This is a genomic window from Allocoleopsis sp. (genome assembly GCF_036703385.1).
GTDB lineage: Bacteria > Cyanobacteriota > Cyanobacteriia > Cyanobacteriales > Coleofasciculaceae > Allocoleopsis.
Window position 1 is genome coordinate 1 of sequence record NZ_DATNPA010000752.1, and the last position, 15,863, is coordinate 15,863.

Below are 15,863 nucleotides of genomic sequence, written 5' to 3' on the forward strand. Positions count from 1 at the left end.
TGCACCAACTGGATTTTGACTGGCAAGGCTTTGAGTGGATTGATTGCAACGATTCTGAGCAAAGCATTATCAGTCTCATCCGTAAGGGCAAGTCTGCGGATGAAGTCGTGCTAGCGGTTGCGAACTTTACCCCAGTCCCCCGCTACGACTACCGCATCGGTGTGCCAACGGGAGGATTTTGGAAAGAGTTACTCAACAGTGATGCGGCAGATTACGGTGGTAGCGGCATGGGCAATTGTGGCGGTATGGAAGCCGACGCCATTGTTCATCACGGTCAGCCTTACTCACTGAATCTCACGTTACCACCTTTAGCGATCGCATTTTTCAAGGTCTGTTGAGTGTTGCTTATGAAATGACCTAGCCACTCATTGACCCCCTTCATCTCCCCCTTTTTAGGGAGATTTGATACCAAATCCGAATTAACTACCCCTTTTTTAGTGAAGATAAAGGCAGAAGACTGGAAGCAAAAGGCCGAAGAAAGAAAAGACTTCAGGCAAAAAGGGGATTATCAAGGCGGATTTGGTATCACGCTCTTGTGTCACTCTAGGGAAATAAAAATAGCAGCCAACGGATGAAACCCCTACTCAATGGACAATTGAGCGATCGCAAACTGATAGAAACCCATGTCTTAAGCCCCTATGACTGGAAGTCTCTGTGTGTAAGGCTTCCAGACTTTGCTCTGGCGAGAGTGACAGAAGAGCGATCACACCAAATCCCCATCTATCGCTGTCGCCATAGGTGAGGTGGGGGGTTAGTCAACTTTTCAGTACATTTTCCTTGGTGCAGGTACAAGGGTTTTGTCCGATTCTCCAGAGCGATCGCAGAAGTTTTCGGTCTACTGACCTTTAGCCCTACTACTCCCGCAACACGTACCCAACGCCACGCACGGTATGAATCAAACGCTTTTCGTTATTTTCTTCGAGCTTGAGGCGCAGGTAGCGAACGTAGACTTCGATGATATTGGAATCGCCACCAAAATCGTAACCCCAGACACGTTCTAAAATTTGGTCTCGCGTGTAGACTTGCCGGGGATGCGAGAGTAAGTAATCGAGTAAATCAAATTCTTTTGCCGTTAACTCGATCGCCCGTTTGCCTCGAAAAACTTCACGGGTGCGGCGATTTAAGCTCAAATCTTCAAACTGCAACACATCTCGGTCAACTTCCTGAGTGCGGCGCAGATGGGCACGGACTCTGGCTAAGAGTTCCTCAATACTAAAGGGTTTGACCAAATAGTCATCGGCTCCAGCATCCAAACCCGCTACGCGATCGCTCACTTCATCTTTTGCCGTCAGCAAAATCACAGGTACTTTGTTTCCGGTTGCTCGGAGGCGACGGCATACTTCCACCCCAGATAACCCCGGCAGCATCCAATCTAGAATCATCAAGTCTGGCGATGACTCTCGCGCTAGAGTTAGCCCTTCTATACCATCGTGTGCCACGCTGGTGTGATAACCCTCACTGCTCAATTCCAACTCCACGAACCGAGCCAGTTTGACTTCATCTTCAACTAAAAGGATATGCGCTGCCATAACACTACCTACTCGTTAGCTAAGGGCAAAGTAATTGAGAAAGTGCTGCCAATACCGGGCGTTGACTGGACTGTAACTTGACCTCTCATTCCTTCCACCAGGGTTTTAACGATGGACAGCCCCAAGCCAACTCCTCCAGTCGAACGGGCACGGGACGGATCGAGCCGATGAAAGGGTTCAAAGATGCTGCTTTGATCGGCTAGTGCAATACCACAACCCTTATCGCACACTTGAATCACTGCCCAGCCATCGATCTGACTTAGCTTTAGAGTAATTGGTTCTATGGCGTCTGAGTACTTAGCTGCATTATCGATTAATTGGGTTAGAACTTGCATGACGGCTTCCTTGTCGCCTTTTACTTTAACGGGCAACGGTGTAGCTTCAATCTCAATGGTTCGATGCCCAAACTTTTCTACCATTCTTGCCGTGTCTGCAATCAAATCATTCAGCACGAGTACCTCTAGGTGAAGGGGCATAGAGTCGATATCCGCCCGTGCCAGGTCGATTAAGTTTTGCAATAGCTGAATGGTTCGCTCCGTCTCAGATGCCGCAATTGAGAGTGCTTCTTGCTGGAGAGTTGTCAGGTTGTCGCTCTGTCGCAGCATTCTTTGCAGATAGCCATAAACGAGGGTGAGGGGAGTGCGTAATTCATGGGCAATGTTATTAGTAAATTGTCGCTGATGCTCCCGATCTAGAGAAAGATGAGCAGACAGTCGGTTCCATTGTTTAGCAAGTGGTTTAATCTTGCTAGGTGCTTGATTCAGGTTTAGCGGATAAGGATTCAGTTCGGCGGTGTGGGTTCTCATCCACTGACTCATTTGTCGCAGGGGTAGCAGCGATCGCCAAATCAACAGAGAAAAGACAACTGCGATCACCAGGAAAGCCAGAAGAGTTATAATTCTCAAGTTCTGAAGGACTGCCATCAACCTGCTATAGTCATGGCTTATGTCATGCTCTATATAAAGCTGACCCATCGTTTTACTGTCAGCTTTTAAGGCACTGCTATATTTCACCAGTTGCCGTTCATTGATTGTATAGACCTGAGATTTACTCGGTATCTGCTGAAGTGACATGGAGACTGTCTGGAAGCCAGTGGGTGAAATTGTCAAAGCGTTGGATTCTGTCATGAGCTTGCCGTCAGCACACTTCACCCATATCGATAAATTAGGTGATGAGGCGCGATCGATTGCCTGTTGGAGTCCAGTTTCCATCGGTAAGGTAACGCTGTAACGTTCCACATCTTGAATAAAGCGGTTAGCCATAGCCTCAACCTTTTGTTGATGAGTGACGATTAGAAACTGTTCCATTTCCCAACCTGTCCACATAGCCAAGCTACTCAGTCCTAAAATCAGAATGCTTACCAATCCTATAATTAGGCGAAATTGTAGTGAATAGGGGTCAATTTTCCATCGACTTAATTCCCCTAGTTTTATCAACCAAACGTCTAAAAAACTCATTTCATAATTACAGTACTTCTATAAAAATAAGCTTAACAATCAATTATTAAACAATTCTAATAATTCAGCTTAATACTACGCTTATATTTAATTTTTTTTAGATGATTGACTAAGAATTTAATGAGGGGTAATTTCACCTTATTAGATATTTCCTTAAAAAAATGAGTTTTTCCTGAGTTGAGTCAGAAATTTTTCTGAGAAAATGAAATCAGCTAGAAGGATTTATCAATAGCCTTTGAGAAGGCTACTTTTTGGGAACTTAATCTGCTTAATTACATCAAAGCTAAAGTCAATTGAAGTGCAATCGCTTTTCGCCGTAGGTTGGCTTGACTCAAGGAAACCCAACATCCTCAAGGAACAGTATTTGATTTTCACTTTCCTCAATCTACAGGTGATTAGCGATCGCCTTCTCAATCAGTAGCCTCTGGCAAGAACTCGGTGTCAAGAACTTGGGGGATGGTATAAGGACACTCGGCTGGAAACGTATCCAATGGCAGTTCCGTTTCATTACTGGCTGAAGAGCGTCCCCGCCTGTAGCACTCAGCTAAAACTTCTTCTGGATAGGACTTGAGGCTGGGACTCTCTTGAAGCAAATCTTCAATCCGGTTGCGTTGCTCATCGATTGTGTTTCGCCAAGAGCCGCTCCGTAAATTAGACTGATATTGCCACTTGAGCAAATGCTGTAATAACACCTCCAAACGGCTCTTCAACTCCCGCCGATCTGAGCGTCCCAAGCTTTCAATCTCCTCAATCACAGCGTCCCAATCCACCTGCCCAAACTGTCCGGCACGAATGAGCTGCGCGGTCTGCTCTGTCCATGCCACGAAATCTGTTTCATACAAGTGGGCTGTGGTTTTCGGAATCAGGGTCATAGGCTCCTTCAATCCACGGTGGATAGGCTAGATTTGAGCTATTTTACTCCCATCTTAGTAGGTCAGTGCGATCGCCTAAGCCATTTCTTTGGCTAACTCAGAAGTTTGGTTTTGTCCTTCATACTCGCCAAACTGTTGGATAAGTTTAGCCACTAAACCTGTCCAGCCTGTCTGATGACTTGCCCCAATTCCAGCTCCATTATCCCCGTGGAAGTATTCATAGAACAGAACCAAATCCTGCCAATGGGAGTCTGTTTGAAATTTTTCAGTACCGCCATAAACAGGCCTTTGATCAGATGAATTCTTTAGGAAAATTCCGGTCAGTCTTTGAGACAATTCCGCAGCCACTTCCCAGAGTGTCATCATTTGACCCGACCCGGTTGGACACTCGATTTTGAAATCATCTCCCAAGTAATGGTGAAACTTTTGCAGGGACTCAATCAATAAAAAATTCACCGGAAACCAGACGGGGCCGCGCCAATTGGAATTGCCACCAAATAGACCACTGCTGGATTCAGCTGGTTCGTAATCAACTTGGAATTGAGTCCCATTGGCATCAAAAACGTAGGGATGTGAACCATGATATTTGGAGACAGCCCGAATGCCATACTCTCCAAAAAACTCAGTCTCATCTAGCATTTTTTGCAGGATTCGCGTCAGCTTATCGCACGGGACAATTGCTAGTAACCGTCTAGCACCCACGCCGAGTGACTCCATACAGGCAACATTTTGCTTCAGGTCAGGGCGATTTTGAATAAACCATTCCAAACGCTTTTTGAACCCTAGCTCGCCCTGAATTCGCCCCGATCAACCGATTAAGAGAGATGTGGAGGAGGGGCGATCGCATTCTAGTCTGTTTAAGTTAGAGCGATCGCATCTTAAGCAAAACAGGCGATACCCTGTAATATCCCTCATTCCGTACCCTCCAAGTGTAGGTTTTATCGCTCTCCAGAAGTGAGAGCTTCCAGTTGAGAGTTAACAGCGTTGAGGTATCCCTGATCGTCCAGCGTGCCTTGGGGGAGCCTGTTCATACTGACAGCGATTCTAACAAGGTCACTAGCAGTAACCTGCTTATTGCGATAAGCAGAAAGAAAGCTCATAGAACTGGGAATTCCCTCTGTCTCGAAGAAACCTTGAAAAGCTAAGAAAACGAGGTTAAAGGGCGTTACTGCCATGCGAGCTGCGATGTTCGGTGGCACGTTTGTTGCCTGGGTTTGTGGTACCTTGGCTGGTGCAGTTTCTGCCATGACTTCAGCTCTGAGAGCTGGTGCTACCGTTGCTGACATTAGTAAAACAGATAAACCACCAAGAAATAGACGTTTCATAATGTAATCTCCGAGTATGTATTGAGTGGAGTTATTGAAATTTTTTGCTTGATTACAAAGATGAATCACTATTATGAGTTAATCCTGAACAGCAAATGATTATTACCTAAAAATTTCTGAAAAAGCGATCACTTTGCTCACTGCCTCCCCCAAATAAAAATCGCACCTCCTTACGTTGGAAATGCGAATGAATTCACGGGGTTTTACTTAGGAGCATATCAGCGAGAGCACGTAGAGTACTCATGTAGGTCGGGTAGAGCGTAAGCGTTACCCAGCAGACTTTCCTAAAGTTGGGTTACTCTTCGAGAAGGCTTGCGCCTACGTTCCTCAACCCAACTTACTCTCGTTGACATGCTCCCGTTTTACCTATTTCATCCATTTTCAGTAGCACTTGCGATTTTTGGAGAGCGGAATTTAAAAAAGCTTCAACTTGCTGCTTTTGTGTCTCAGCCGCCTTTATGTCGCCGTCACCTTCCGTAGGAGTTGCTAAGCGCGAGGCAGTTAGAACCGCTCCAAGCCAGTGCTGAGTGTGCCAAAACCCATTCCCATAGAGAGTCGGAAGATTCTCCATTTCTAGGTAGGGATAGAGAGACACATACCAGTAAGGTTCTTCGTAGCTACTGTCTCCAGGCGACAAACCAATTCCTATACTCATTGGCTCTCCGTTTTTGGTACCAGGTAGAGAGATTAGCGTCGCTATATCGAAGTGATGAGGCCAGATGTGGATGGATAAGGCGTACTCAGTTTTAGCAATGATTTGCTGTAAAAGGTGGTGGGTATTGGCGTAGTAATTCGTTAGTTCCTGCCATGCTGATTCTTCACTAGCATCAAAGGGCGAGCCATGAGCAACTGGATGATCTGGAAAATCATTGGGTGGATAAGAAAGAAACGCTACTTTGTCAGCATCTGCACCTAATTTAGAAACCTCTTGTTTGTGCCAACTTAGTCCCTCTGCCATTGTTTTTTGATGCAGGGGAAATTCTGCAATGCTATTTCCCTGTTGGTCCAAAATTATTGAAGTCAGATGAATTGGATCAAGTGCTACTCTAAACGGTATCTTCGCTCGAATTACTGATCCAACGAATACGTTTAATTCAGGATTCCATTCTAGACTGGTATGGCTATAGTCCGGTAGTGGCTCTGCCAAGGCAGAACCAATGGCAGCAATAAACTGAATTGCGTAGTGCAATTGTAATCTGCTTTCTGTCATTTTTTGCGGTTTGATATTGCCTGTTGTTCGCCATGAATAATTCATAGGTATTGACCTTAGTTAGGAGATGATTTGCAGAGATATAAAACTATACTGTCTCACTAAAATTTATGAATGATTTGTTTTAATCACTCATAAAAATGCTATCAACGAACGATTGGAGATTATCTTTGCTAAACATTACTGCTGCTGGGTAATGCCATAAGTCTAAATTGAACGAGACAGTATTCAGATTCAGGATAGGGATACTCTTCCGTGCGGAAGGGTTCGGTTGGATCAATCCCACTCTTACCATGTACTTGGTACAGTTTTTCTGCTTGGACGTAATAGGGTTCAAAGTCTCGATACTTCAGAGGCCATTCTGGGGAAATGCCATCTCTGTGATGAAATTTCTCAAAGTCCTTTTCTCGCAGACGAAACAATGCTGCACCGAAGACTTTGGTATTGCCGCCGACAAAGTAACTCATGCCAGGGTGCAGTTCGTTGCCGTCTTTGTCGTACCAGATTTCTGAGTTATGGTAGCGATCGCTATTAAACACTACCTTAGTATTCCAGTTGTCTTTTTCTCTTGGTAGAAAAGGCCCGCGTTCCAAAACTAAAATTTTCTTGCCACTCTGCGCTAGGCGATATGCCAGAGTTCCGCCTCCTACGCCTGTTCCGATAATAATGATATCGTAATGGTTAGTTGCAGACATTTGATTGTGCTATTGATAGCTGTGAAGTGTAGTGATAAGGGAGTACTAGAGATTCTCTCTGAATGAAGTACTTTAGCTTTATGAATAATCTAAATGTCGAAGATGAGCCGAGGATGATTTGAGACTGAGAAGTGAATTTAAGAATTCTGAGAGTTTACTGAGAAAGAGATGTATGCCAGTGAGTAACCCCAAGTCTCTACTTGAAGGATGGGTGACAGAAATAATTATCAATGCACCCAAGCAATTCGTATGGAACAGGCTTGTTGACTTTGAAGCCTACAAAGACTGGAATCCATTCGTTCGAGAGGCAAGTGCAGAGTTTAAAGTGGGTTCAAATATTCGTTTTTTAGAAGATTTACAGGAATTTGGTCAACATTGGATTACAGCTAAATTTATGTTGATTCAAGAACCTGATGAGTTTGTTTGGCAAGGAAATGTTTTCGCTGACTTCTTATTCAAAGTACGTCACGGCTTTAAGCTGGAGTCAATTGATGAAAAACAAACCCGTTTTATTCATAGTCATCGCCATACGGGTCTGCTGTTACTGTATTTAGATCGTCGCGGTGTTTTTCTACGGAGTAGAGAGGGATATATTCGGTACAATGAGGCACTTAAAAAGTTTTGTGAGGGGAGTTAATCTGAACGACACCATACTTGGAGGCGGTTGCTATAACTTTTTCGATGTCTGCGGAACTAATCGCAGGTGGCGGAGCAACCCCATCTGTGACGGGTACACCCACTTCTACAACAAACTTCTCAAACCCAGCAGGCGTAACCCAGGACAACAATTTCGCTGGTTTCGAGCCAATGTTTTTAAACCTGTGAAGCTGACCTTGAGGAGAGTGGAGAAAGCTGCCAGCAGTCGCTACAATTACCTGCTCGTCAAGCTGAAACTCTATCTCTCCCTCTTGAATGTAGAAAGCTTCGTCTTCGTGAGTGTGAGTGTGCGGTGGAATTTCGCTCTGCGGTTGCATCACAACTTCGCATAGAGCATAAGCATTACCCGTCTCTTCGCCAACTGCCTTATAGGTGTACAAGTCTCCTAGCATCCAATAGGATGAGCCTTGTCCTGGTTGCTGCAATAGTCCTTCTCGATTTACTGTCATGGTGATTTCCTCGCTTAGATATGACCAAAGAAGAAGGTAAAGGTGAGAACTGGATTGAGATGTGCGCCGGATTGCTTACCCCAAGGCGAGTAGACAATAGCGATCGCGTCCCTCAACACCCTCGCCGCCAGCATCAACCCAACTACTCCGCCAATAAATTGCGCCAGGAAGCCGGATGTTGTAGCAACGCTGTCACTACACTGGCTGAAACCATAAAGATAGCCAAACTCGCAGCTTCCATGAAATATTCAGGATAGTGGCGACGTAGAGTGTTCATGTTACTGCTCCTGATAGTTCCAAAGCAGTCCACCATCCACATAGAAGGTTGAGCCAGTTATATAGTCAGCATCCGATGACGCGAGGAAAGCAACGAGGGAAGAAACATCCTGCGGTTGACCCAGACGACCGAGGGGAATATTCTTCAGCAAGGCACCTAACTTTTCCGGGTCATTCAACAGCTTGGTGTTGATAGGAGTTGCGATCGCGCCTGGTGCAACGTTGTTAATCGTAATTCCCAGAGGCCCCAACTCAACAGCCAAATTACGGGTCAGCATTTTCATCCCACCTTTGCTGGCACAGTAAGCCGTGAAATTAGGAAATGGCAGTTCCTCATGCACCGAACTGATGTTAATAATTTTGCCAGTTCGCTTGGTTTCTATCAGGTGCTTGACCATTTCCTGCGTGGCAAAGAACACACCTTTTAGGTTGACGTTCATCACGGCATCATAATCAGCTTCTGTTACGTCCCAGAATGGAGCGTGCCGTTCAATCCCCGCATTATTCACGAGGATATCTAGCTTGCCAAAGTGGGTAATGCTCTCGTCAATCATCCGGCGTACATCGCTGACATTGCCCAAGTCGGCTTTGAGAACGTAACCCTGAGAATGGGGACACCCAGCCATGTGACACTTACCCCCAGCCCCCTCCACCTTAGCCAGAGTTTCCTCGGCTCCTTCTGGATGAGAGCGATAGTCAATCACAATATTGGCTCCCTCAGCAGCAAGGCGAACCGCAATGCCTTGACCAATTCCCTGACTGCTGCCAGTGACTAAAGCAACCTTACCTTCCAGCTTCATGAACGTTCTCCTTTGAAAATAACGACCTATGCACTCAAATGTTTTGAAAAAAGCTTGATACTCAACTCACAGCTATTCCTAACAATTACTTAAAACAATCTTGGGTCATTAATTAGGATTTATTTGAGCTTTAAAATGATTATTGATTGAAAAATTTGTTCGAGAATGAGGAGCGTCTAAGGAGTTAATTCAAGAAAGCTTATAGTTCAGCTAGAGCAATCTTAGGAATTTCTCAGTCTAATCTCATTGTTAATTTCTCTGATCAAAAATCACGCTAGCTGTTACTGTCGTGATAGCCTTCACTCTATACAGACGCAGATTTTATCTAGTAGAATGTCCCTAACGATTCACCCCAACACGGGTAATTTCACGCGAAGGTAAGCCTACTCCTACTCCTGTCTCAACTGAGTACTGTTTACCCCGCTAAAGCCAGCCGTGAGCCAAATTAAGGACGATGATCTAGAATTGCAGCGCCGCCAGTGGCAGCGAGAGCGGGAGGCGCTGGGACTTTTGTCCTCCCTTAGCTATCGCTCTGGCGAACTGAGTAGCTATTTGAAAGACATTGCTTGCGGAGTCAGCCAACTGGTCGAAATAGATTGGACGGTTGTGACCCTATGCCAAGACGGGTTTGAGACGATACTGGCAAGTAGCATCGACATGGATGAAGACGCTCCTCGTGTCTATGCACTGCACGGTCGATTAATCGGCACTGTTATCAAAATTGGACGCTCTCTGGCTGTTGACGATGCCGACGCTCACCCAGAATATGGCAGATGTGCAAAGGGTTATCGAGCTTATCTAGGGATACCGTTGCGGACTTCCCAAGGTGAAGTAATCGGCACAGTCTGCTCTTTTCATCGGCAGCCACGCGAATTTACAACAGAAGAAATTAAAATTGTGGAGCTGTTTGCTGAACGTGCTGCCACGGCAATTGACAACTATCATCTGTACCAGCAGCAGCGACAGTTTAATGAAGCTCTGGAGGCTGAGGTAGAAAAACGGACAGAGGAACTGCGGATAGCTCAAGCCAAGTTAGTAGAGCAGGAACGTCTGGCAGCCATTGGTGAATTTGCGGCCATGATTGTGCATGAGATTCGCAACCCTCTAACCACGATGATGATGGGGTTGAATTATTTTAAGAGGACTATTCTGTCCGAAGCAGCCCAAGAGCGATTATTGTTAGCTCTTAGCGAAGCGGGTCGTTTAGAACGCCTATTGCGTGAAATTTTGCTCTATGCCAAGCCTCAAGTGTTGCAGCTCTCAACCTTGGATGTGAATGAATTCATTCATGAGATGCTGATGCCAATCCGCGAGATGCCGGAAGCACTGGAGCGACAGATAGAATTCATTCCGGCATTAGCTACGGTGAAAATCCTAGGGGATAAGGATAAGCTCAAACAAGTGTTTATCAACATTGTCCGCAATGCCTGTGAGGCGATCGCACCTGGGTATATAGTCAGGTGGGGCGTAGAGATGGGTACTGTTCCAAATCGAGTTTTTATCAATGTCCACAATGGTGGCGACCCCATCCCTCCGGACGTTCTCTCCAAACTAACTGAGCCATTCTACTCTACGAAACCTTGTGGCACCGGGTTAGGGCTTGCCATTGTCAAACGCATCGTCAACGCTCATGGCGGGAAACTATCCATTCAGTCTGACCAATTGACAGGCACTACGGTGAGCGTCCAATTACCTGTAGATGCAGTAATTGATGAGCAGTACTCATCCTAGAAGAAATGCTTGATAATTTTGGTGGGAATGCCTACCCGCCTACCCATTAGACCTGTCCGCAATATAATCCGAAGTTAAAATACTCTCTAAGTTAGCGGGAAAAACGAGGCTATAAAAGTCTTGCTCAACAGCAACGGCACTTTTCCTGGGGAATATTGATAAGCTGTCAAACCTTTAACTTGCAATGACAGCTTCTCCTTTATGTTTAATTTTTCTGTTCCATCTAATGATTAGCTCTCCCTGATTGAGCAGTCGGTCTAGCAAGTCTTTGAGCTGCTCAACCGATTGAAAGAGTCGGTGAGCTATATCCTCTTTACAGGAATGCCAGACTAACTCAATCAGATTATAATCAGGGCTATATGTTGGAAGAAAATAGAGTTGGATATTCGGGAGATTTTGCTCAATATAACTGAGGATACCTTTTCAACGAGCACTGTTGAAGGATTTAACTGACTACATCAACCAAGTCCGAGCCAGTGTTGAATTACCGCCTTATCAAAAGAATTTCTTTGATGCCGTTGTATCCCCGTATCTCTCTTGAAGAGTATTAGACCTCTTGCTCTCATTCGATTTTCGCCCCCCTAGCCCCCAATAAAAAAAGGCTTCGTCCTCTGTCCTCTCCCCTCTTAGGGGAGAAAGAGAGGGGTGGGGGGAATAGAATTCAAAGGCCCCCAGAATTGGGGGATTTAGGGGGCTTTCCAGGATTTATGCAAGAGGTCTATTGATGAGCAGCGCTACAGGGAAGTGTTGCAGAATCTGTGCGATCGCAACCTCGCCACTTCCGGAAATCGTTTGCTCGGTGATGGCGTTTCGCCAACTCGATGCCGAACCTTGGGGTAGATGTAAGTGAGTATCTGCCCAAACCTGTTCGCCGAGAGGATATTCTCCAGGTTGAACTAGGGTTGAGAAGAAACGGGGGGCAATTGCAATTGCCATACTATCCCCAAAGCTTCTCGCAAACGCCACAATATGCTGCTTAAACTTCCCAGTTACTTCCAGAGGCAGGTAATTTCCTTTTTGAAATACTTGCACATTCTCTTTTCTCACCTGAAGAACCCGGTGAGCTAGGAACAACTTAATCCGACCATCTTCTTTAGAAGACAATAGCTCATCAACCAGCTTCAAGTTATCGGTTTGTGCTTTCTGCTTAATGTCCTTCAAGAACGACATTCGCTGCTCATAATCCACCGGACGACGGTTATCGGGGTCTACCATGCTCAAATCCCATAACTCCGTACCCTGATAGGTATCAGGCACACCGGGTGCTGTATATTTCAGCAAGGTTTGTGAGAGCGAGTTAAAGATTCCATACCCAGCTACCCACTTCTGGAACGGTAGAAACTCCTTCATGAATTCATTCGAGTCAGAAGGTTCTAACACTCTCTCCACAAAGGCCAGGAATTCCTCTTCATAAGCACTATCAGGACGTAACCAAGCCGTATGTAGCTTAGCTTCTCTTACCGACTTGAGCATGTAGTCTTTAATCCGCCCAGTAAACGAAGTATTTTCGCGTTCATCAAACGGATAAGAGCCCAATAAAGTCTGATAAAAAAAGTACTCATCATTAGGAACCGGAACAGCTTTCCCCCTCACCTCATTTTTCTTAGAACGATTAAGGTGAATCCAAGTGAGTAGCTGTTTTTCCCATTCATCTGGAATTTCTGAAAGCACATTCAATCTTGCTCGGACATCCTCACCTCTTTTCGTGTCATGGGTTGCCGTAGCATTCATCTTGTGAGGCCAAGCACTACTTTGTTGTTGATTTACCTGATGGAATTCGTCAATGGTGATGCCAAATTTTCCAGGATTTCCCCCTACTTCATTCAACGCTAGATGTCTGTTGTACACATAAAATAGTGTGTCCTCAATCCCTTTCGCCATCAGAGGGCCAGTTAACTGTTGGAACCTCATGATGAAGTGAAGCCTCAAACCTCTTTGTTCTTCTGTTAACCCTTCCTGCCAATCCAGCAAGAGCAATTTTTCGATAAAGTTCAGTTCGTTCAACAGGAGCGGAATCCGTCCTCTGGCTTCTTCGATCGCTTCCTTGATATAAGTGCGATCGTCTTCACTTAACCCATCCCCATTGACGTAGGTGCGATAAACGGGGAAAAGGCACAGTACCTCTGACAGGGTTCTTTTCAGACCGTTCATCGTAAAGTCAATTCCCACTCTGGATTGACCCGCAATTTTTTTCAGAATTTGAGCCAGATTATCGACATCGCCTGCTAAATTTTTCTCAACGATTAGTTTTTTCTTGTCAAAAAATAGCTGCTCGTAATCGTTTTGAGAGCTACTGAGCTTTGTGTAGATATCAGTAAAATGCTTCTCACTTTCAGTTTGGCAAAAAATCCCGTTGACGTAGTTCAAGAAATCATAGCCACTGGTTCCCTGAACAGGCCAAACATTAGGTAATTCTTCTTGCAATTCCAAAATCTTTTCAACAGTGATGTAAACATCTCCTGTTTTTTCCCGGAGTCGCTTCAGGTATTCCGTTGGGTCGTAAAGTCCATCAATGTGGTCGATTCGTAATCCAGTAACTTTTCCTTGTTCAACAAGCTGGCTTACAAAATCATGAGTTTTGTGAAAAACTTTGATTTCTTGTACCCTCATAGAAATGAGTTCATTGACGGTAAAAAATCTGCGATAATTAATTTCTTCCGCACCAACTTTCCAGAAAGAGAGACGGTAGAACTGGTCTTGTAGCAAAGTATCCAGAAGATGAAAACTATCTGGGTTGTCCTTTTCTCCATTAAAAAGCTTTACATTGCTATCAATAAATTCTTTAACCTCAGGATTTTGGGTGTAGAGTTCCCACAAAAGTACTTTAACAAAAGCGAGCTGGGCATATCGTTCCTTACCTTTGGTTTCGTTAGGTATGCTTTTTATCAGATAAAGAATACCCAGTAACTTCAGAAAATCTGGATTGCGCTTCCCCAGCTCTCTTCCTAACTGTCCCAAATTCTGACCTATGAACCGACCATAAGATTCGATTCGGACAGGTAACTTTAAAGCATAGTAATTGACGCTTAACCCACTCTCCTCATAGTTGAGCTGAATCTCGCCATTATGCAACGCTTCTCCATAAAAACTACCCATCATTGGGGCAAGCACTCGCCCTTTGATGTCTTCGTAGGTATGTTCCCATTCAATGTCGAAGTAGTCAGAAAAATCCGAATCTAGTCCATTTTCTAGAACATCCATGAGCCAAGCATTTTGGCTATGATAAGCCATATGGTTGGGAACAATATCCTGCACCCATCCCATGTCATAAGTCTTCAGTTCATGTACCAACGCTTCAAAATCTTCTGGTGTACCTAATTCTGGATTCAGTTGAGTGGGGTCGGTGACATCATAGCCGTGGGTACTGCCTGGTGTGGCTTTAAATATTGGTGAAGCGTAGAGATCTGAAATTCCTAAATCAGCTAGATAAGTAATAATATCTTTGGCGGCTTCAAACTTAAATTGTGACTGAAATTGAATCCGGTAAGTGGCTCTTGGAATTCGCATTATTTAAGAATTACTCCTCATGAAACCAAAATTAATTACAACAGTTGCAAAATAAATAAAGTCCCTTAAAGTTGGATGTATGAGCCAATATTTATTCACCAAGTGCTGTTACTGTACTTCATCAACCTCAAATCGGCTTTAGCACAAATCTTAGGTTGAATTTCTAAGCTTCTGAAAAGACTATGTGTTTTTTTTGTAAAGAGGCTGTATCCACAATAATATAATCAGTTAAATTTTCTCTTTTGGAGAAAAATAAAACATCTTTCTACGGGCAGAGAACCTTTCGATAAATAGCAAGTAAAAGTTTATTAATTGATATAGCTCAATACACTAATAACAGTTGTTTTATGTTGACTAAGTCCAGAGAATACGAGCTTGCCAGGGCTGTGCAATCTGTGCAACAAAAAGGGATGCTGCTCGTTCTACCCGTTCCGCTTCTAGTTAAAGGAAACCAACTATTCCTTGAGTCCCAGGCTTGCAACGGGTTGGAACAGTGGGCGGATAACTTTGAGTCAGTTATCGTCGCCGCCCCCGTATTGCCTGAAGCCTTAGCCATACAGGAAGACAGGAAAACGATGACTTGGCGAGACACAGCCACCTTAGCCAAACCCCATCGCTTTGAATTTGTGCCACTCCCTTGGGCTTATTCTCCCACCAAGTTTTTCTCGTGCTATCCTTCGGTACGAGCCTCTCTGGGGGAATTAATCTCACGCTGCCGTTATCTTCAATTTGCGATTGGCGGATTGTTTGGCGACTGGGCTGCGGTTGCCGCCTTGGAAGCTCACAAACAGGGTAGAGCCTATAGTATTCATACGGATCGCGTTGAACATGAGGTGATGTTGCGATCGCGACAGGGAGCAACACTCAAAACCCGACTGAAGTCGAGAATCCTCGCACCGCTCATCGCGAGCTACCACAAACAGATTATCAAGAATTGTTCCCTAGGTCTGTGGCATGGTCAAGATTGCTATTCAGCTTACAGCCCGTTTTGCAAGAACAGCCATTTGATTCACGACATCCACACAAAACCTTCAGATTGCATCGGCAAATTAAGGCTGTTGCAAAAGGCTCAGCGTGCTGAGAGCGATGAGACAATTCGCATTTGTTATGCCGGACGCATCGATCCGATGAAAGCGCCCTTAGACTGGGTAAAAGCTATAGCAAGGGCGAGGGATTTGGGTGTAAAGCTGCACGCCACTTGGATGGGTGATGGCCCTTTGAGGCAGGAAATGGAAGCAATGATTGCAGAGATGGGCTTAAGTTCTTTAATCGAACTGACGGGATTTGAGTCAGATCGGAAAAAGTTGTTAAAGAAAATCAGGGAATCTCACATGATGTTGTTTACTCATGTCACC

General features: G+C 44.9%; 13 protein-coding genes and 4 pseudogenes. 5 read left to right on the plus strand and 12 right to left on the minus strand.

Features of this window, described 5'->3' with window-relative positions:
* Both V6C93_RS35315 and V6C93_RS35320 read left to right on the plus strand, forming a co-directional pair.
* Positions 1-338 (plus strand): alpha amylase C-terminal domain-containing protein (locus tag V6C93_RS35315; RefSeq protein WP_333481370.1); only part of this gene is annotated, 338 nt, incomplete at its 5' end.
* A gap of 233 nt (positions 339-571) precedes the next feature.
* On the plus strand, positions 572-742 hold the full coding sequence (locus V6C93_RS35320; RefSeq protein WP_333481371.1) for a hypothetical protein: 171 nt from the start codon (positions 572-574) through the stop codon (positions 740-742).
* A gap of 112 nt (positions 743-854) precedes the next feature.
* Here V6C93_RS35320 and V6C93_RS35325 read toward each other — a convergent pair whose 3' ends face one another.
* The 7 genes and pseudogenes from V6C93_RS35325 to V6C93_RS35355 all read right to left on the minus strand — a co-directional run.
* Positions 855-1,529, minus strand: a complete 675-nt coding sequence (locus V6C93_RS35325) for a response regulator transcription factor (protein WP_333481372.1) — start codon at positions 1,527-1,529, stop codon at positions 855-857.
* Between the two features lie 8 nt (positions 1,530-1,537).
* Positions 1,538-2,986: a HAMP domain-containing sensor histidine kinase gene (locus V6C93_RS35330; protein ID WP_333481373.1), complete on the minus strand. Its 1,449-nt coding sequence runs from the start codon at positions 2,984-2,986 to the stop codon at positions 1,538-1,540.
* Between the two features lie 410 nt (positions 2,987-3,396).
* Positions 3,397-3,858, minus strand: a complete 462-nt coding sequence (locus V6C93_RS35335) for a DUF29 domain-containing protein (RefSeq protein WP_333481374.1) — start codon at positions 3,856-3,858, stop codon at positions 3,397-3,399.
* Positions 3,859-3,933: 75 nt separating this feature from the next.
* A pseudogene (locus V6C93_RS35340) lies at positions 3,934-4,641 on the minus strand (MGH1-like glycoside hydrolase domain-containing protein); the annotation flags it as partial.
* A 155-nt stretch (positions 4,642-4,796) separates the two neighbouring features.
* Positions 4,797-5,183, minus strand: a complete 387-nt coding sequence (locus V6C93_RS35345; RefSeq protein ID WP_333481376.1) for a hypothetical protein — start codon at positions 5,181-5,183, stop codon at positions 4,797-4,799.
* 337 nt (positions 5,184-5,520) lie between these two features.
* Positions 5,521-6,438, minus strand: a complete 918-nt coding sequence (locus tag V6C93_RS35350; RefSeq protein ID WP_333481377.1) for a hypothetical protein — start codon at positions 6,436-6,438, stop codon at positions 5,521-5,523.
* A 191-nt stretch (positions 6,439-6,629) separates the two neighbouring features.
* Positions 6,630-7,088: pseudogene (locus V6C93_RS35355) on the minus strand (FAD-dependent oxidoreductase); the annotation flags it as partial.
* 172 nt (positions 7,089-7,260) lie between these two features.
* On the opposite strand from V6C93_RS35355, the gene V6C93_RS35360 reads away from it, so the two are divergent.
* Complete coding sequence (locus V6C93_RS35360; RefSeq protein ID WP_333481379.1) at positions 7,261-7,725, plus strand: SRPBCC domain-containing protein; 465 nt, start codon at positions 7,261-7,263, stop codon at positions 7,723-7,725.
* On the opposite strand, the gene V6C93_RS35365 is transcribed toward V6C93_RS35360, so the two are convergent.
* From V6C93_RS35365 to V6C93_RS35375, 3 genes and pseudogenes are all read right to left on the minus strand, one after another.
* A complete protein-coding gene (locus tag V6C93_RS35365) occupies positions 7,700-8,194 on the minus strand; it encodes a quercetin 2,3-dioxygenase (RefSeq protein WP_333481380.1) in 495 nt (164 codons plus the stop codon). The two genes, V6C93_RS35360 and V6C93_RS35365, sit on opposite strands and share 26 nt — an antisense overlap.
* Positions 8,195-8,223: 29 nt before the next feature.
* A pseudogene (locus tag V6C93_RS38910) lies at positions 8,224-8,471 on the minus strand (aquaporin family protein); the annotation flags it as partial.
* 1 nt (position 8,472) lies between these two features.
* Positions 8,473-9,270: a glucose 1-dehydrogenase gene (locus V6C93_RS35375; RefSeq protein ID WP_333481382.1), complete on the minus strand. Its 798-nt coding sequence runs from the start codon at positions 9,268-9,270 to the stop codon at positions 8,473-8,475.
* Between the two features lie 435 nt (positions 9,271-9,705).
* Here V6C93_RS35375 and V6C93_RS35380 point away from each other — a divergent pair, with 435 nt between their 5' ends.
* Positions 9,706-11,001 carry an ATP-binding protein gene (locus tag V6C93_RS35380; protein ID WP_333481383.1) on the plus strand — a complete coding sequence of 432 codons (1,296 nt, stop codon included), beginning with the start codon at positions 9,706-9,708 and terminating at the stop codon, positions 10,999-11,001.
* A gap of 174 nt (positions 11,002-11,175) precedes the next feature.
* Here V6C93_RS35380 and V6C93_RS35385 read toward each other — a convergent pair.
* Positions 11,176-11,424 (minus strand): annotated as a pseudogene (locus tag V6C93_RS35385) (transposase); the annotation flags it as partial.
* Positions 11,425-11,706: 282 nt separating this feature from the next.
* Positions 11,707-14,508: a malto-oligosyltrehalose synthase gene (gene treY / locus V6C93_RS35390; RefSeq protein WP_333481384.1), complete on the minus strand. Its 2,802-nt coding sequence runs from the start codon at positions 14,506-14,508 to the stop codon at positions 11,707-11,709.
* A gap of 347 nt (positions 14,509-14,855) precedes the next feature.
* Between treY and V6C93_RS35395 the strand changes: the two genes are divergently transcribed.
* Positions 14,856-15,863 (plus strand): glycosyltransferase (locus V6C93_RS35395; RefSeq protein WP_333481385.1); only part of this gene is annotated, 1,008 nt, incomplete at its 3' end.

Bases quoted from the DNA above. Each gene is read 5' to 3' on its own strand.
- V6C93_RS35335 (WP_333481374.1), bottom strand. From the start codon at position 3,858: ATGACCCTGATTCCGAAAACCACAGCCCACTTGTATGAAACAGATTTC.
- treY (WP_333481384.1), bottom strand. From the start codon at position 14,508: ATGCGAATTCCAAGAGCCACTTACCGGATTCAATTTCAGTCACAATTT.
- V6C93_RS35320 (WP_333481371.1), top strand. From the start codon at position 572: ATGAAACCCCTACTCAATGGACAATTGAGCGATCGCAAACTGATAGAA.
- V6C93_RS35365 (WP_333481380.1), bottom strand. From the start codon at position 8,194: ATGACAGTAAATCGAGAAGGACTATTGCAGCAACCAGGACAAGGCTCA.
- V6C93_RS35325 (WP_333481372.1), bottom strand. From the start codon at position 1,529: ATGGCAGCGCATATCCTTTTAGTTGAAGATGAAGTCAAACTGGCTCGG.
- V6C93_RS35330 (WP_333481373.1), bottom strand. From the start codon at position 2,986: ATGAGTTTTTTAGACGTTTGGTTGATAAAACTAGGGGAATTAAGTCGA.
- V6C93_RS35375 (WP_333481382.1), bottom strand. From the start codon at position 9,270: ATGAAGCTGGAAGGTAAGGTTGCTTTAGTCACTGGCAGCAGTCAGGGA.
- V6C93_RS35345 (WP_333481376.1), bottom strand. From the start codon at position 5,183: ATGAAACGTCTATTTCTTGGTGGTTTATCTGTTTTACTAATGTCAGCA.
- V6C93_RS35350 (WP_333481377.1), bottom strand. From the start codon at position 6,438: ATGAATTATTCATGGCGAACAACAGGCAATATCAAACCGCAAAAAATG.
- V6C93_RS35360 (WP_333481379.1), top strand. From the start codon at position 7,261: ATGCCAGTGAGTAACCCCAAGTCTCTACTTGAAGGATGGGTGACAGAA.